This window comes from Amphibacillus xylanus NBRC 15112 (assembly GCF_000307165.1).
Lineage (GTDB): Bacteria > Bacillota > Bacilli > Bacillales > Amphibacillaceae > Amphibacillus > Amphibacillus xylanus.
Genome location: NC_018704.1, coordinates 2114590 through 2132745, shown reverse-complemented (window position 1 = coordinate 2132745; position 18156 = coordinate 2114590). Strand labels below are relative to the sequence as shown.

The 18156-nt window shown below is 32.0% G+C and carries 13 protein-coding genes; 8 read left to right on the top strand and 5 right to left on the bottom strand.

The features are described from left to right. Window positions 1–104: 104 nt before the first annotated feature. Window positions 105–1145 (top strand): glycosyltransferase family 4 protein, encoded by a 1041-nt coding sequence (locus AXY_RS10270; RefSeq protein ID WP_015010748.1) that lies wholly within the window; start codon window positions 105–107, stop codon window positions 1143–1145. A gap of 44 nt (window positions 1146–1189) precedes the next feature. On the opposite strand, the gene AXY_RS10265 is transcribed toward AXY_RS10270, so the two are convergent. Then, window positions 1190–2347 carry a CDP-glycerol glycerophosphotransferase family protein gene (locus tag AXY_RS10265; protein WP_015010747.1) on the bottom strand — a complete coding sequence of 386 codons (1158 nt, stop codon included), beginning with the start codon at window positions 2345–2347 and terminating at the stop codon, window positions 1190–1192. Beyond that, window positions 2340–2738, bottom strand: coding sequence for a glycerol-3-phosphate cytidylyltransferase (gene tagD / locus AXY_RS10260; RefSeq protein WP_015010746.1), 399 nt, complete (start codon window positions 2736–2738; stop codon window positions 2340–2342). Before tagD ends, AXY_RS10265 begins: the two co-directional genes overlap by 8 nt. A gap of 1021 nt (window positions 2739–3759) precedes the next feature. Here tagD and AXY_RS12335 point away from each other — a divergent pair. The 3 genes from AXY_RS12335 to AXY_RS10250 all read left to right on the top strand — a co-directional run bounded on the left by AXY_RS12335 (window position 3760) and on the right by AXY_RS10250 (window position 11231). Further along, window positions 3760–7386 (top strand): N-acetylglucosaminidase, encoded by a 3627-nt coding sequence (locus AXY_RS12335; RefSeq protein ID WP_015010745.1) that lies wholly within the window; start codon window positions 3760–3762, stop codon window positions 7384–7386. A gap of 708 nt (window positions 7387–8094) precedes the next feature. After that, window positions 8095–8283 carry an IS3 family transposase gene (locus tag AXY_RS13210; protein WP_172635011.1) on the top strand — a complete coding sequence of 63 codons (189 nt, stop codon included), beginning with the start codon at window positions 8095–8097 and terminating at the stop codon, window positions 8281–8283. Window positions 8284–8744: 461 nt separating this feature from the next. Further along, entirely contained in the window at window positions 8745–11231 is a 2487-nt protein-coding gene (locus AXY_RS10250) for a glycosyltransferase (protein WP_015010744.1), read from the top strand. A 48-nt stretch (window positions 11232–11279) separates the two neighbouring features. On the opposite strand, the gene AXY_RS10245 is transcribed toward AXY_RS10250, so the two are convergent. The 3 genes from AXY_RS10245 to AXY_RS12835 form a co-directional block, all read right to left on the bottom strand. Continuing rightward, entirely contained in the window at window positions 11280–12407 is a 1128-nt protein-coding gene (locus AXY_RS10245; protein ID WP_015010743.1) for a CDP-glycerol glycerophosphotransferase family protein, read from the bottom strand. A 243-nt stretch (window positions 12408–12650) separates the two neighbouring features. Next, window positions 12651–12893 carry a hypothetical protein gene (locus AXY_RS10240; protein WP_015010742.1) on the bottom strand — a complete coding sequence of 81 codons (243 nt, stop codon included), beginning with the start codon at window positions 12891–12893 and terminating at the stop codon, window positions 12651–12653. 305 nt (window positions 12894–13198) lie between these two features. Next, complete coding sequence (locus tag AXY_RS12835; RefSeq protein WP_155835496.1) at window positions 13199–13402, bottom strand: hypothetical protein; 204 nt, start codon at window positions 13400–13402, stop codon at window positions 13199–13201. 222 nt (window positions 13403–13624) lie between these two features. Between AXY_RS12835 and AXY_RS10235 the strand changes: the two genes are divergently transcribed. The 4 genes from AXY_RS10235 to AXY_RS10220 all read left to right on the top strand — a co-directional run bounded on the left by AXY_RS10235 (window position 13625) and on the right by AXY_RS10220 (window position 18137). Next, window positions 13625–14455, top strand: a complete 831-nt coding sequence (locus AXY_RS10235) for an ABC transporter permease (protein ID WP_015010741.1) — start codon at window positions 13625–13627, stop codon at window positions 14453–14455. A 16-nt stretch (window positions 14456–14471) separates the two neighbouring features. Further along, complete coding sequence (gene tagH, locus AXY_RS10230; protein ID WP_015010740.1) at window positions 14472–15254, top strand: teichoic acids export ABC transporter ATP-binding subunit TagH; 783 nt, start codon at window positions 14472–14474, stop codon at window positions 15252–15254. 901 nt (window positions 15255–16155) lie between these two features. Next, window positions 16156–17352, top strand: a complete 1197-nt coding sequence (locus AXY_RS10225) for a CDP-glycerol glycerophosphotransferase family protein (RefSeq protein WP_231841346.1) — start codon at window positions 16156–16158, stop codon at window positions 17350–17352. Window positions 17353–17441: 89 nt separating this feature from the next. Continuing rightward, window positions 17442–18137: a WecB/TagA/CpsF family glycosyltransferase gene (locus AXY_RS10220; protein ID WP_231841345.1), complete on the top strand. Its 696-nt coding sequence runs from the start codon at window positions 17442–17444 to the stop codon at window positions 18135–18137. Window positions 18138–18156 lie beyond the last annotated feature (19 nt).

Genomic DNA, 18156 nt, shown 5'->3' with positions numbered 1-18156 from the left:
TGATGAAATGACTTTACAAAATGTTTACTGTAACTTAATATTTAATATCACGACTAATACTACGGACGAATGAATAACAGACAAATTAAGAAAGGAAGGGGAAAATGACTTATATTTACGCTGTATTGATTTGCTTTGGCTTATCTTTAATACTGACCCCTTTAGTAAAAAAATTAGCATTTAGGATTGGTGCAGTTGACCATCCAAATAAGCGGAAAGTTCATCAAACAATTATGCCACGATTAGGTGGCTTAGCTATATTCTTTAGTTTTGTAATTGGAATATTATTTTTTCAACCAGACGGTCAGTATGAATTACCAATTGCGCTAGGTGCGATCTTAATTATGATAGTTGGTATTATTGATGATAAATATCAAATCAAAGCAAGATATAAATTTATCGTACAGCTAATTGCAGCATTGATTATTGTATTATCAGGATTAGAAATCACTTACATTAACTTTCCTTTTGGACATGTGATTGAATTTGGCTATTTAAGTACACCGATTACGATCCTATGGATTGTAGGCATTACGAATGCGATAAACCTAATCGATGGGTTAGACGGATTAGCAGGTGGTGTCTCGACAATTGCATTACTTACAATTGGCGGCTTAGCCATCTCGTTAGGAGATATATTCGTTGCTTTAATTAGCTTTTTATTAGTAGGAAGTACACTCGGATTTTTAGTCTTTAATTTCTATCCGGCAAAGATATTTATGGGCGATACAGGGGCGCTATTTTTAGGGTATATGATTGGCGTTCTGTCGATCTTAGGATTTAAAAATGCTACATTATTCTCATTAATTGTTCCAATTGCAATCTTAGGCGTTCCTATTTTAGATACACTTTTAGCAATCATTAGACGAGCGGTTCATAAAAAACCATTATACTCACCCGATAAAATGCATTTACACCATTGCCTGCTTAATTTGGGCTTTGGTCATCGACAAACAGTTATTTTAATCTATTGCATTAGTGCGTTATTTAGTTTAGCTGCGATTATCTTTAATCAGTCTACAATGTGGGGAACGACGATCACGTTCTTTGCGATGGCAATCTTAATCGAGCTAATGATCGAATTAACAGGAATTATTAGCGTCAACTATCGACCATTACTAAATTTTTTAAATAAAAGAAGATAAAAAAAGAACTTAAGTGCTTTTCAACTAAATAGCACCTAAGTTCTTTATTTATTATAAATGGCATTAATCAGTGATTCTGCTGATTGTCCAGTAGAGTATGTATTCCATTCATCAGCAAATTTTTTCACCTTTAATAAATCAAAATCATCATTTACGATACATGTCACGATCTCATCAGTTGTTAAAGCAACCGGACCAGGCATGTTTTCTTTATAATTAACCCAAAAGCCACGCTCATCAACATAATCATCGATATCATAACTATAAAAGATCATCGGCCTATTCAATAATGCAAATTCAAATGGAATTGACGAATAATCTGAAATTAAATAATCAGTAACAGTCAGTAATTCATTGATGTTAGGATAACTAGAAGCATCAATAACAAAATCAGCAAATCCCTCAAGTGAAAACCCACTTCTAACGACAGGATGTAGACGTAAGAGAACGACATGAGTATCCTTTAGCTTTGTCGATAGCATCTCAATGTCTAAATGTAAATCAGCCTTACCGATCTCAGCATCTCTAAAAGTTGGTGCATAAAGGATGACCTTTTTATTATTAATTTGCGGGTATGCCGACAACACCTTCTGAGCTGCTTCATTTACACGCTTTTCATCAAAGAAGAAGTCAGTACGTGGAATCCCCGTTTTTAATAACTGATTGTCGGACAAATCAAAGGCTTGTTTAAATATCTCACCCATATGATCAGATCCGATAACAACATGTGTAAACCTTTGATAAACAGCTTTAAACCGTTTATGAGCACGTGGTGAACGATTCTTTATCGTAGGGTCATGTAAACCAAACTTTTTAATCGCTCCAGCCGCATGCCAAAGCTGAATAACTTTAACACCTTCATTAAACTCAGTTACAGCCAAAAAGCCAAAATAATTATCTACAAAAATAACCTTAGCAGTTGCCAGGTGATAAATCGATTGAATGAATTGAACTAAATGAATCGTCTCAAATTTTAAAACACTTTCACGATCAGAATCAGCAAAATCAATCCTGCAACTTCGTGTCGTGAGAATAACGATATCATGATCTGTCTCGGCTAGACACTTTTTACGCACATGATTGATATTATCACCAAAAGATGCGATTAGTACGGTTTTGTTTTGAGTAGGATAGCGCTTAAACAAAGAAAAAAAGATGTTGAATAAGAACAAATAGCTAGAGATAAGAAATTCTCTAGCCATTTTTTATTGCCTGCATATCTTTCTTTATTTGAGTGGTAGAGATACCCTCAGTACGTGGAAGATAGACTACTTCACAATAATCTTTTAAAAAGTCAAATTTACCTTCCCAATCATCACCCATGACAAAGACATCGATATTATGTTCTTGAACATCTCTTATCTTTTGATCCCACTCATGTTCTGGAATTACTTTATCAACATAGCGAATGGCTTCTAGAATCATTTTTCGTGTTTCATATGGATAATAGGCTTTCTTTCCTTTAATTGCGTTGAATTCATCTGATGAAATCGCAACTGTTAAATGATCGCCTAATTCTTTAGCACGTCGTAATATATTTATATGACCATGGTGTAATAAATCGAATGTGCCGTATGTTAGAACCTTTTTCATTTATATCCTCCTAGATTATGTGTAACATCGAAATTACATATATATATATATTAATTATATCTAAATATTTATTATAAAGTCTATTTAATCTTATATCAAGTTAAAGTTAAATTGAGACTGAATCAAGTTTTCTGACCTAATAAAAAGGCAACTGTAGAATGCATTGACTTGATGGATCAATAGCTAAATGTCCTTTATAGCCATATAAGAAAATGATTTTACCACCTTTCTTTTATTCGCATCCCATTGGGTCTTTTGAAAAACTTTAGTGCGCAATTCAGTCAAAGGTACATACAATTGAGCTTCTCTTTTCTATTCATAAATAGAAATACCGACTTCCTCTTCTACCTATTATTGTAGCCATCAATCTCTATCTGCTTTTGATTTAGGTCCTAGTTTTTTTGGGTTAGCTTTTAACTTTTCTTCTTGTGGTAGTGCTTGAATATGTGCTTTAAAATGGTTTTCGTTTATTGTGATGGTTTCGTCTACAATAAAACCTTAAACCATAATTGGAGTCACCTCAATTTATAGAATGTAGAAGTTAATAATCATAGCTGCATAAGATAGTTCTAATAGTGCATGAAGTCGAGTTTTTTTACTACACAATAAATTGTATCTTATTCTATCGCAAAAATAATCGACTCTTAACGTTGGAAATGTTCCAATTTAAATAGCTCTTGCGTGCCATGTAAACCTTGTGGACGTATAATGATTATAGAAATTGACCCTTCAATATTTTGGGAGATGCTTTCTTCTTTGTGCTTCAAAAACGTTTAAATACAGGGACAAGTAATTATGAAATTTACTCACTTATTTTAGTTTTATAGAATGAACCGATATAGATAATATATAGATTATTTTGGGTTGATAGATTATAATATTAATATTGTAATCTATTAATATCTAGGCTCGATTGATTGAGCAAAGGAGGGGTTAAAAACAAAAAAACAAAAAAATAATAAATAATACGTTTATGTAAACTTGTAAGATTCAATAAATCCTTATCGTTTGGAGGTAAGTAATGAGGAAAATTGCTACAATACTAGTTACGTTATTGATTCTTAGTTCAGTTACTCCTTATGGTGTGTTAGCAGAAAGTTTAGAAGCGAATGATATAGCCACGCCTGAGTTTAATCCGGAAAATGAGCAGTATGTTGTAGAAGGAAAAAATGCTACAGATGATTTGGATGAAACTGAGAATAGTATGAAGAATATAATTGATGAAGATAATAATGAAAAAGATCAAATAGTTGAAATAAAGACAGATAAACAAATTATCTCTGAAGAAATCAAAGAAAAAGCTTTTACGCTTCAAGCTGAGAGTGAAGAGATAGAAACTAACGTGAATGCTAAAGGTATAAACGAGTTGAAACATATGTCTATCCCTAATGCAACACCAACTAGTAGACTAGGTCATATTCGTAATGGTAATGTGAAAATATATGCAAGTTTAGAGAATGATTCATCTTTTGAAGTAGCTGGATCAAAATATACGAATGCAGTTTATTATATTAAACTGCAAAATACAGTGAATGGTAATCTCTATTATCTAATAAGCTATAATGCTAGTAGTACTAGAGGTGTAGTTGGTTGGGTAAAAGCAACGGATTTATCAACACATCCTCATGTAAGTGTGGATAAAAAAGCTAAAGACTTCTATATCAAAGGCACCGGAAATGCTTATGATACAGCTTGGGGAGGATCTAAAAATTTAGTATATGACTTATCAAATTACAAAGATCAGATCTTTAAGGTTCACCTTACTGAAAAAGTAGGAAATAATGTGTGGTATCGAGGAACATTAGATGGAAAAACAGTGTGGATACATTCTTCTGATTTGGTAAGTATTGGTGGCAGTCCCACAAGTCGACTTGGCCATATTCGTAACAGGAATGTAAAGATATTTTCTAGTTTAGAAAGTGATGCATCGTTTGAAGTGGCTGGAGCTCAATATACGAATGCAGTTTACTATATTAAGAGTCAATCCGAAATAAACGGTAAGATGTATTATCTGATAAGTACCAGGCCGAGTAATTCTAAAGGATTAGTAGGTTGGGTTCAAGCATCAGATTTATCTACCTACTCACATACGGGTGTAGATAAAGCATCTAAAACATTTTATATTAAAGGAAATGGAAAATCTTATGATAAGGCATGGGGAGGCTCTAAAAATTTAGTTCATGACTTATCAAAATTCAAAGATCACATCTTTAATGTTCATCTTACTGAAAAAGTAGGAAATGAAATATGGTATCGTGGAACCTTAGACGGTAAAACTGTATGGATACATTCATCCTATCTATCAAGTAACATAGGGAATCCTACTAGCAGACTCGGCCATATTCGCAACCAAAATGTAAAGATATATTCAAGTTTAGCAAATAATGCATCTTTTGAAGTAGCTGGATCAACGTATACGGATGCAGTTTACTATATTAAAAGTCAATCCGAAGCAAATGGGAATCTATATTATTTACTTAGTACCTCTCCAAGTATTTCAAAAGGGGTAGTAGGTTGGGTTCAAGAATCAGATTTATTTACTTATTCTCACGTGGGTGTAGATAAAATTTCTAAGACTTTTTATATTAAGGGAGCTGGGAATTCTTATGACAAAGCGTGGGGTGGTTCCCAAAATATTGTGTATGATTTATCTGAATATAAGGATCATGTATTTAATGTACATCTAACCGAAAAAGTAGGCAATGATATATGGTATCGAGGAACATTAAATGGAAAAACAGTGTGGATACATTCTTCTGATTTGGTAAGTAGTGGTGGCAGTCCTACAAGTCGACTTGGCCATATTCGTAATAGAAATGTGAAGATATATTCTAGTCTAGAAAGTAATGCATCGTTTGAAGTGGCTGGAGCTCAATATACGAATGCAGTTTACTACATTAAAAGCCAATCGAGTTTAAATGGACAATTGTATTATCTGATAAGTACGTCACCAAGTGATACTAGGGGACTAGTGGGTTGGGTCCAAGCATCGGATCTATCTACCTATTCTCATGTAGGAGTGGATAGGGATGCAAAAACACTTTACTTTAAGGGTACTGGAAAAGCTTACAGAAAAGCATGGGGTGGCTCCAAGGATTTGGTTTATGAGGACATGTCACAATATGCTTACCAGGAATTTAAAGTGAATTTGACAGAAAAAGTTGGGACCAATACTTGGTATCGAGGAGTACTTAATGGTAAGACAATATGGCTACATTCTAGTTATGTAACCACCAAAACAGAAAGTAGAACAAGCCGATTGGGTCATATTCGTAACAGAAGTGTTGAAATATATCCAACTATAGGGGACCCTTCTACAGCATTTATTGCTGGGGCTCAATATACAAACGCAGTATATTATATTAAAAAGCAGGCTGAAATACATGATCAAATATTTTATTTAATCAGTACGTCACCAAGCAGTACTAAAGGGACTGTTGGTTGGGTTAATGCAAAAGACCTGTCAACTTACTCGCATATTACTGTCGATAAAAAGGCGAAATTATTTTACATTAAAGGTAATGGAATCGCCTATTCTAAAGCTTGGGGCGGAGCGAAAGATATAGTATTTGAAAATATGGATATATATAAGAACGAAGAGTTTAAAGTAGATCTAACTGAGAAGGTTGGCAATAATACTTGGTATCGTGGAATGTTAAATGGTAAAAGAATCTGGCTACATTCAAGTTACGTAAATGTAGCTAGAGTGAGTGAGTACAACTTAACTTTAAGTGAAGCAGTAGAAATGCAAATGAAAGCTTCACCTCAGACAGATATGAAATATGCTTGGGTTTCTAAAGAATATATAGATAAAAACAATAAAGTAACAGCTACAAACCTTAATGTTAGACCAGAACCTAATACAAAAAAAGATCCAATAGGTTCACTTCCTAATGGTCACGTTGTTAAAGTATTAGAAGAGTACAATGGATGGTATGCAATAGAATACAGCTCTAATCATCAATGGAGACATGCTCATCCTGCTGATGTAATGTATTATCTCAATCCTTTAAATTTTATAAACGATGACAGACAACAATTCCAGTTTTTAGATTTATCACGGAATAGTTCTGCAAGTGTTACGGAACTCAACAAAGTATTAAATAATAATGGTGTGCTAACTGGTAAAGGGAGATATTTTATCGAAGCAGGTAATAAATATAAAATCAACGATATTTATCTAGTATCACACGCTAAATTAGAAACAGGAAACGGATCATCAGAGCTTGCTAATGGAATTAGTAAATGGACTCAGAGAGATAGTAAAGGTAATATTGTACGTGACGCAGACGGAAACCCTATTATTATAGATATTTCTCCTAAGAAAGTTTATAACGTATATGGGATAGGGGCTTTTGATAGGTGTGCAAGAGATTGCGGGGCTCAAAGAGCCTATGATAATGGATGGTTCTCAGTAGAAACAGCAATTGTTGAAGGTGCGCAATTTATAGGTAATGGCTATGTTAACGCTGGACAAAATACTTTATATAAAATGCGTTGGAATCCTGGGGCAATGGAAAAAGGAAATGTCACCCATCAATATGCAACAGATATCGGATGGGCTGCTAAACAAACTAGGACAATCTATAATCTGTATCAACAATTAGATTCATATACAATACACCTAGATATACCAGTTTATAAATAAAATTATTTAAACACATTATCCACATCGAAATGGATAATGTGTTTTTGTTCGCCCAGCATGGGCGAACGCTAACGGGTGAAAGTCTTAAATTTGAGCTTATAGCTGTAAGTATATAGCCAAAGGCATGGGTATCCATGTTAACGTAGAATCTGAAGCACTAGGCAAATCTCCGATCTGATGAGCAGAAGTCAACATATACGAGTGAAATTACGAAAGAAGTTAATGTCGTCTGATAGCTATTGCATGAGTATACATCGTATTGAATGGGTTACAATAAGTTGGACAGATATCTTGAGGTCAGTTAAGATTAAGTCACTAATCATTCTGAAGAGAAAAGTAATGACAACGAGTTAACGACAGACATTTTCTAAATCATTTAAAGATTAAATAGACCAATTATATTTATTGAGGAAGTAAAAGCTGTGATCATCAAAGAATACGAACTTACGTCGTCTGCCTTTGAATAATGGGTGCGCCAACATAACATAAAGAAAGTAGTCCATTTGAAGAAATTGATAAATTTATTTGATTGTGAAATTATAAGTCATAGTGATTCCCTCATAAAACAACCATATTAGTTGCACGGGCCTTTGCTTCTGTAAAATATAATCTATACCGACTCTAGTTATTTCATACAGATCCCAAAAGTGAGTTTATGAAAAAAGTATTGATTACGTTCTAGAGGCCTCGGCATTGTTTGTTCATTATGTGCCCAAGGTATGCCGTACTGAATCGACGTTTAAGACGCTTAAAACTGAATTTATACTGGATGAGCATTTTAAAACACAGTCAGAATTAGATTTGGCATTATACGATTATGTGAATTGTTACAACAATATCCGTTTCCTCAGATCATTCAGTTACTTGGAACGTAAAAAATATAAGCAATTAAAATGAATATTCAAAGCTTCATAAAGTGACGTGCACTTTACTTAGAGAGCGAGCATGCTAGCCTGTGTGGGAGAGTCTGTATAATTATTAGCTGTATTCTGAGTTTAAGTGCGAGCAAGCAAGCAAAGGGTCCAAGTCAATTGATAGTAGATTATCACTATATACATTAGAGTTTTCAAATAAATGAACGAGATGGACATCTTACACCTAATAAAAAATGTACAGTTTAGTTTTGACATACTACTAACAAAAGCAGGTTAACATATCTACCCAAACGGGACAATTTTCACAAAATTTCAACAAAACTATGAAATTGGTTTATTCTTTAAAAATTGATATAATCTAATATAATATACTGTTTTTTTATGTGGTTTTTATTATATACTATAGGATGATTGTGAAATATTAAATAAGGAAGTATTTTTTATAACTATCCATACTGACTTAATGTAGAAAGGGGCACATAGATGAATAAAGCTAGAATAAAAAGAATGTTAATTTTTTTACTTAATCCAATTGTATTATACTTAAAAAAGAATATTGAATATTTAAGGATGAAATACACTAAATACTTAGATAGACCAATCTATGATAAAACAATATTATTTGAAGCATACTCTGGACAAAGTGTAACGGGTAACTCTTTAGCTCTATTTGAGGAAATACATAATGATTCTCGATTCAAGGAGTATAGATTTATTTGGAGTTCTATAGAACCGAAAAAGGAGAGAAAGGCACTTTCTCAGTATAGAAATGTTAAACTTGTAAAAAAAGGTACTGTTGCATATGTTAAGTATTTAGCACGCGCTAAGTATTTAATTACAGACACAACCTTCCCGCACTATTTTAACAAAAGGGAAGAACAAAGTTATATTATGGCGTGGCATGGAACGCCTTATAAAACAATTGGGAAAGATGTGAAAAGCTCTAACTATGATTCGCATAAAAATGTAATGAAAAATATATTACATACTGATTATTTTATTTCACCATCAAAATATACTACTGATACAATACTGAATAGTCAAACCTCAAAAGATTTGTTTTCAGGTGAAGTTTTAGAGTTAGGAATGCCGAGAGTGGATTTAACTTATAATGTAAATGCTGAAGATTTAAAAATGAAAATGAATATTCCTCTTGAAAAAAAGGTTGTCTTATATGCGCCAACATGGAATGACTATAGTCAAGATATCAATCAGAGTGTTAGTGAGTTAGTTAGAGATGCTGAGCAATTACAGATGTTACTTGGTAATGATTATTTAGTAGCATTAAAGGTACATTACTACGAATATCAGGCCATCTCAAATATGAATACGGAATGCTATTTAGTTGATAACTCTATTGACACTAATAAAGTACTGCAAATCAGTGATTATTTAATTACAGATTATTCTAGCGTGTTTTTTGATTATCTTGGATTAAAGAGACCGATATATTTTTATTTTAAAAACTACGATGAATATAGCACCAAACGCGGTTTATACCTAGAAAAAGATGAATTACCTGGTCCAACTTGTTCGACTATCGATAAATTGGCTGAATTGATTAGTGAATCTACTGGTATTTTAGAGGATAAATACTTTCCAATGATAGAAAGATTTTCACCATATGATGATGGTAAAGTATCAAAAAGAGTTATCGATTATATTTTCTTTAATAAAAAACAAACATTGGGGTCTATCTATAAGACTGAAACAACTAAGGAAAAAATATTAATTTATGGTGGATACTTTAAAAATAATGGAATAACTGAGTCTTTAATTAGATTAACTAATCAATTTGATTATGAAAAATATAACTTAACAATAATTATTCCTAGTATTGTACCTAAAAACAGTGGAGTAGAAAAAGTCATTGACCGATTAGATCCAAAAATTAATTTGTTGTTTAATAATAATCGCATTAATCTTAAGTTTAATGAGGAGTATCAGTATAAGCTTTTTATGAATCGTGGATTAAACGGAATTGTAAAAAAACTAAATATTGACCATATAATGTATAGGGGATATAAACAAATCGTAGGTAATGTTAAATATGACAAAGTAATAGACTTTAGTGGTTATAATTCATTTTATGGTTCAGTCTTTGCTTTTAGTAATGTGAAAGAAAAAATAACATATCTTCACAGTGACATGAAGAAAGATAAAGAACGTGTAGTAAGAGGGAGACGGCCGAACAAATTACCGCTACAATTAATGTTTTCAATTTATAAGTACTTTGATAAAATACTTTCTGTATCTAAAACAAGTCACTTAACAAATTTATCCAAATTAGGTGAGCAATTAGGTATAACTAATAAGATGGACTATGTTGAGAATTACTTAGATGCCGAAAGAATAGAGAGGCTATCAGAAGAATACCAAGAATTCAATATTTTAAATCAGAAAGTCTTAATAGACAATGTAAATTTAGAAGATGGAGTATTAGAATTTAAGGGAATTTTAAAACCTTCTAAAAATAATAACAATTACGTTACCTTAGGTCGCCTTTCCCCAGAGAAGAATCAAGAGCTACTAATCAGAGCATTCAAAAGAGTTTTAAATGAAGAACCTAATAGTAGATTGTATATAATTGGTGAAGGTACACAAAGGAAAAAGTTGATGACCCTAATCCAAAATTTAGAAATTGAAGATAAAGTGATTTTAACAGGACATATGGATAATCCATATTATTTATTAAAAATGTGTGATGTCTTTGTCTTAAGCTCAAACTATGAGGGACAAGCGCTAGCTATACTTGAGGCATTAGCGGTAGGTCTTAAAGTGATATCTACAGATATTCCTGGACCAGATAATATCTTGAAGCAAGGGTATGGTGAGTTAGTAGAGGCAACTGAGATAGGATTGTCTAGAAAGATGATTTCAGTGATTAAACCGGAGAAAAAATATAAAAAATTTGATCCTTATCTTTATGATGAAAAAGTTAAGGAAAGAGTTAAATCCATACTAGAATAAAAAGAATAAAAAATCTCTGCCTCAACTATAAATAAGGCAGAGATTTTTTTAAGGTTTCATTATTTGTTCAACCACTCTCTTTGATGCATTTCCATCTTCTAAAGAAGAAAAGATTTTAACAAATTCTAAAGGTAACTTATAATTATCAATATTGTGAACAGCATCGATTAACTCATCTGTCGTTTGTACGATTGGACCAGGTGCTTCTTTTTCAAAATCGAAATAAAAGCCCCTCATATCATTTTTGTATTCATCTAAGTCATAGCAATAAAATATTATAGGACGTTGAAGGACGGCATAATCAAAGAAAACACTAGAATAATCGGTTACCAATATATCACTAATTAGATACAATTCATTAATATCGTTATAAGATGAAACGTTTTTAATGAAATCATCGTGCCCGATTAGTTCAGAGGTTTTAGTTACTAAATAATGCAGTCTTACAATAATAAAGTAGTCGTCACCAAGTGATTTTTTTAAATTTGTTATGCTTAAAGGCAAATCAAATGAAAAGCTATCCCGCCATGTAGGTGCATATAGTATCACTTTTTTATCTTCTGGGATTCCTATTTTAGATTTTATCCGAGCGATGTTTTCTGGAGTGTTATTATTAATTAAATAATCATTTCTAGGATATCCAGATTCAATTACTTCATTTTTAAAATCAAAGGCACGTTTAAAAATCTTTGTAGAATAACTATTTGGCGAGATTAAGTAATCCCATCTAGCTGATTCTGTTATAAAATCTGATTTATATAAGTGTGGGTTTTTCCAAGACGTATTTATTTTGTCCATATCTAAGGCAAGTTTTTTTAAAGGTGTTCCATGCCAGGTTTGTATATAAGTTGTACCTTTTGGCTTATATATCCATAAAGGGATTCGGCTATTAGAAATCCAGTATTTTGCTCTCATTGCAACAAACAACCACTTTAGTGTAAATCTTTTTATTATTTTTAAGTTTTCATCTTTAAATTTATTAATATGCTTTGGATCAACACTCCAATAACATATATAATCCTCTTTTTCTCTTTTTAAGTACTCATAAATCGCACGTGGATTATCACTATATTGGCGTCCCAAGAAACTTTCAAAAACTATTAACTTTTTATTTTTAGGGGTTATTACACTAATAAATTTACTTAATCTACGTATGAATGATGCTTTAAAATTCATTGAAAACTCCACCTCAAAATTTTTATTTATATGAATCGATTTTATGATTGCTTATTTTTAGAAGATAATAAATGCAATCTATTAAAGAATTAATTATGCATGGATGCGATCTGCGTTCAAATTTGCTGTATTACTAAGTAAAATTTACCATATCAAAGTGAATTTTGGCGCGTTTTCCAGTTCAACAACGAGCATAGTTAAAGCGAAATGTTTGTCAAAGCTATAAGATCACTTTCGGTTTTTTTAATGTAACAGTGTTAGATTGATGACTATTCGATGAACTTGTTGATAAGGAACATCATAATCGCAGACATCGTTTTCACTCTGCTTTGGATTTACATCCGCGTTTATTTGGTTTAGCTTTGGCTTTTCTTCTTGTAGCAGTGATCGATTATGTGCTTTAAAATGAGTAGCGTTTATTGTTATGATTTCGTCTACAATAAAACCTTCAGCTTTTTGGATAATCCCACCAACTACAATTATCAAGAGTTTTGGGAGTACACCCTTTTTTGTCTCTCAAACAAATTGGGAGACAAGGCCTAAAAATCATAAATACCATCAAGGATTTTGCTTAACTTATTAGTTATCGACATATTGAATCTCCTTTGTAATTTATAAATATTAATATGTACATTATCAACAATAATTAACCGGATTAATGTAATTGAATAGATGAGAATCAGTATAAACCATAAATGCAATATATCATAAAATTATGTAGTTTTAGATCTATACTTTAATATATTTGCATCAAAAATTAGAATATCATAAAAGCGGTAATATTTGAACCTCTAACCTATTTTGAATTTATCCATTTTACATAGGTTGAGATTATTTGGTTGATAAAACAACAAGAATGAATAATTAATAACATAATTTAAAAATATTGATGCTGGCATGCCAAGTAGAATATCATACACTCGTACTTGAGCTAAAATAAGCTGTGTATGGTCTGTCATACTTCGCTCAATAATGAATAGTGACCAATATTGCAATTGAGAAGCTTAGAAAGAATACGCATCGAGCTGAGTGATTTGGCTTGAATTTTCTCTAACTTAAATTCTTGCTTCAGAGTACAAAATAACTCTTTAATTCACGTATAGAACAATACAGAGTCACTTCTGTAGTTGTAGAATTAATTGACTAAGATTAGAATAAAGAATATAATAACTTCACCATATCATTTAGTTATAGCATTTAGTAAGAGAGGAACTGTTATGAAATCTTTATATTTAGTATTAAAAGAACAGATTGTGAATTTTTATTTAATTCGACGTCTATCTTTTTATGAACTTAAGAGCGCCAATAATAGTAATTACCTAGGTATCGCATGGGAATTCTTAAATCCACTTATACAAATTTTAATTTATTGGTTTGTTTTTGGATATGGCATAAGAGCAAGAGGCGATGTTGAAATCAGTACTGGTGAATTGGTACCATTCTTACCTTGGATGGTTACTGGTTTTATTGTTTATACATTGTTTTACCAATCAACAATACAGGGGTCAAAATCTATCTATACTCGCCTTAAAATGCTTTCTAAAATGAATTTTCCGTTAAGTATTATTCCAAATATAGTTATATTTTCTCAACTATACATTCACATTTTTATGATATTTTTATCATTGGTCATAATTTATACGTTTGGTTACGGTATCAATATATATTTCATTCAAGTATTTTATTTCTTGTTTTCGACAGTAATACTTTCATATTCACTGGCATTAATTACATCAACATTATCAACAATTATCAGAGACATACACATGCTCCTAAATTCTTCTTTACGTCTGTTACTATATATTTCACCTGTCCTTTGGAGTTTAGAAGACTCGGGAAGAATGTCAGGTTCAATTAAAGGACTACTACGATATAATCCTTTATATTACTTAATTGAGGGCTATCGGGCAAGTTTCTTTGGTACGGGTTGGTACTTTATCGAGAATATCAAATTGACAATTTGCTTTTGGATATTAACCCTCTTTATTCTCTTACTAGGTTCGATCATTCATGTCAGATTTAGAAGACATCTTATTGATTTTGTTTAAATTAGGAAGGTATAAAATGAATAAAAGAATTGTATTGAAAAACATCTCAAAAAAGTATAAGTTATATAAAAATCAAAAAGAAAGAGTTTTAGACTTGATTTTGCCGAGAGAATACGGCGAAGATTTTTGGGCTCTAAATAATATTGACTTTGAAGCGGATGAGGGAGATGTGGTTGGTTTCGTTGGGATTAATGGATCTGGAAAATCAACTTTGTCTAACATAATCGCAGGTATTGTTCCTGCCACAACTGGGACTATAGAAGTAAATGGACAAGTATCTTTAATCGCTGTTTCTTCTGGTTTGAAAGCTGAATTGAGTGGACGGGATAACATTGAACTCAAATGTCTAATGCTTGGTTTTTCGAAGAAAGAAATAAAAGCTATGGAAGATGATATTATTGAATTTGCCGAATTAGAACAATTCATTGATCAACCGATAAAGTCATATTCCAGTGGTATGAGAGCTCGCTTGGGCTTTGCTATATCGGTTACAGTTGATCCTGACATCTTAATTGTCGATGAAGCTTTATCTGTTGGTGATAAAGCCTTTTCTGAAAAATCTTTAGCGAAAATGCAAGAGTTTAAAAACAGAGGAAAAACTATGATTTTTGTTAGTCATTCTATAGCTCAAATGAGACAGTTTTGTGATAAAATTCTTTGGCTTGAATATGGGAAGATTAAAGAGTACGGAGAAGCTGATAAGGTCTTAAAAAATTATGAAGCCTTTTTAAAAGAATTTAAAAATCTAAATAAACAACAAAGAGAAGAGTACAGAAAAAAAGCTTTAGGCTTAAAATAAACTTTATGACTGTAATATTATAAGTAGATAAGAGTCTTTCATCGCTAATAGTTTACTTAAATTTCAAGTTTAAGTTAGTCATCTAGATAAGGTATTGTAGTGATTTCAAAAGTTATATTGTATGCGATGACATAAGTCATTGTTTAATATGGATGTATCTAATTGGACTTAAGTCCAATTAGATACATCACACTTTCGCGTATATACCAGGTCAATCAATTGCTTAGACTACGAGATTGAACTCTAATTTCTCTAAGTTTAAGACAAATGCTTGATGTGGTGTTTTGTAATTTCGGTTCCGAAGTGGCTAGTCATTCATCCATTATTGAACCCTATCTGCTCTTCGATCAACCTACACAAGAAGGCCAATGAATTTGATTAGCATGATGCCACTACCAATCCAATTAAAAAGAGTCTATGTACTCGGAAAGATCTATTAATGAAACCAGTCCTCTATCTTTGCTTTATTAACGATAACATCCGGTGACCATTTCCTTTCAAGCATCTTTTTATATACCCACTCGATAAAATTTCGTCCATCAATTTATTTAGGATGGTAGCTGCAATTCGATCGGTATTTTTCATAGGTTTTAAGGTAGACATCAGCGAATTATACTTCTTTCTCATAAAAGTAGACCTTGCCATTTTGCATCTACTTACCCACCTGTAGTATGGTTGTTTAGAGTCACCATTTATGGTTGAGGGCTAAGTTCAAGTAACCATTTTATTTCACGATGTGATAGGATATAATTGGGTCATGTGAATTCATTTTTTATATTATTTGGTGGTACTTGCAATATAACGTGAAATGTATATGGGCTTTTATTTAGATAATAAATTTGATAATTCAATTCTCCAGTTCTAACAAGATCCTAAATTTATAAATAAAGGAGTTTTTTCATTGAAGCAGTTTGTAATGTATGCTTTGAGGACAATTGCCCCTATAATATATCGTATCGCATTTAGAGTTGCCTCATTATTACCGCAAAATGAAAATACAATCGTATTTGAGAGCTTTTTGGGAAATCAGTATAGTGACAATCCTAAAGCAATATTTCTGTATATCAAGGAAAATCATCCGGAATTCAAACTATATTGGAGTTTAAATAAAGAAGTCATACCCTCATTTCTAAATGAGGACATTCAAATAATTAAGCGACTTTCTTTGAAATGGGTTCTGACGATGGCTAGAGCAAAGTACTGGGTCACTAATACTAGATTACCACTTTGGATCCCAAAACGAACTAATACAGTTTATCTTCAAACGTGGCACGGCACTCCCTTGAAGAAGTTGGGGGTTGATATTGAAGAAGTCCGGATGCCCGGTACGACAACAGAAAAATACAGACGCAATTTTATTAATGAAGCAGTCAAATGGGATTATTTGGTATCACCTAACCCGTATTCTACGGAAATTTTCAAAAGAGCTTTTCAATTTCAAGGTAAAGTGATTGAATCTGGATACCCTAGAAATGATGTCTTACAAAAGGGATTAACCAGTAGAGAAGATATACTTAAAGAAATGAATCTTCCTTTAAATAAAAAAATTATTTTATACGCCCCTACATGGAGAGACAATCAATTCTATACTGTAGGTAAATATAAATTAAATCTTCATCTGGACCTAGAGTTATTTAAAAAGGAATTTGGAGATAATTTTATCATTTTGTTAAGATCACACTATTTAATTTCAGAGAACATAAATATTGAAAACTATAGCGGATTTGTTTATGATTTTTCATCGTATAAGGATATAAGTGATCTTTATTTAGTATCTGATGTTTTAATTACTGATTATTCATCAGTATTCTTTGATTATGCAATCTTAGGCCGACCAATTTTATTTTTTGTGTATGATATTGAAGAGTACCGAGACCAATTACGAGGTTTCTATTTTGATATGGAGAATTATGCTCCTGGGCCATTATTAAAAACAAATGATCAATTAATAGAGGCATTAAAAAAATTGGATCTAGATAATTTTAAACCAGATCAAAACTATCAATCCTTTATAAAGAAATTTTGCAGTCTGGAAGATGGGAATGCTACCAAAAGAGTAGTTGATACATTATTAGAAAGTGAAAATCATACTTTATAATTCAGTAGTGAAAATATTGCTAAAGTTTAAAGCAAATATATTCTAAGGAAATTTGGATGGTGAGAGATGTGTCAGAGCTTATAAATATTATGGGGATACCTTTTAATAATCTCTCCAAGCAAGATTTAATTGATAATATAACAGCTTCAGATACAGGGAAAAATTTTATCGTCACAGCCAATCCCGAAATTGTGATGGAAGCTCGTAATAATTTGGCGTATAAGAACAGTATCACAAAATCTGATTATATCATCGCTGATGGAATTGGGATTATTATCGCGTCTAAATTGCTAAAGCAGCCTTTATCTGAAAGAATACCAGGCTATGAATTAATGATGACAATGATTGAATATGCATCTAAGAATCAAAAAAGTTGCTACTTTCTTGGTGCGAGTGAAGAAGTTAATCAAGCTGCTGTCAGAAAGCTTAAAGAGAAATTCCCTGAATTAATTATAGCAGGTCATCATCACGGATTTTTCAAATTGGATGATGAGAGCATTGTAAATGACGTTAGAAAGACACAACCTGATTTCGTTTTCGTTGCACTTGGAATGCCAAGGCAGGAACAGTGGATCGCAAATAATATTGATTCTTTTTCAAAGGGCGTTTTCATGGGTGTTGGTGGTAGTTTTGATGTCGTTGCAGGAGAAGTCCAAAGAGCACCAGAGATTTGGATAAAGCTTAATCTTGAGTGGTTATATCGATTAATTAAGCAGCCCTCACGATTTAAACGTATTTTAAAAGTTTTTGAATTTATTTTTAGGATGATAATTAGAAAGTATTAAAATAAAGTAAACGTCAATT

Excerpts from the sequence above, each read along its gene's own strand:
- AXY_RS10245 (WP_015010743.1), bottom strand. The coding sequence starts at position 12,407 with ATGAATTTTAAAGCATCATTCATACGTAGATTAAGTAAATTTATTAGT.
- AXY_RS10270 (WP_015010748.1), top strand. The coding sequence starts at position 105 with ATGACTTATATTTACGCTGTATTGATTTGCTTTGGCTTATCTTTAATA.
- tagH (WP_015010740.1), top strand. The coding sequence starts at position 14,472 with ATGAATAAAAGAATTGTATTGAAAAACATCTCAAAAAAGTATAAGTTA.
- AXY_RS12335 (WP_015010745.1), top strand. The coding sequence starts at position 3,760 with ATGAGGAAAATTGCTACAATACTAGTTACGTTATTGATTCTTAGTTCA.
- AXY_RS10265 (WP_015010747.1), bottom strand. The coding sequence starts at position 2,347 with ATGGCTAGAGAATTTCTTATCTCTAGCTATTTGTTCTTATTCAACATC.
- AXY_RS10235 (WP_015010741.1), top strand. The coding sequence starts at position 13,625 with ATGAAATCTTTATATTTAGTATTAAAAGAACAGATTGTGAATTTTTAT.
- AXY_RS10220 (WP_231841345.1), top strand. The coding sequence starts at position 17,442 with ATGGGGATACCTTTTAATAATCTCTCCAAGCAAGATTTAATTGATAAT.
- AXY_RS10250 (WP_015010744.1), top strand. The coding sequence starts at position 8,745 with ATGAATAAAGCTAGAATAAAAAGAATGTTAATTTTTTTACTTAATCCA.
- tagD (WP_015010746.1), bottom strand. The coding sequence starts at position 2,738 with ATGAAAAAGGTTCTAACATACGGCACATTCGATTTATTACACCATGGT.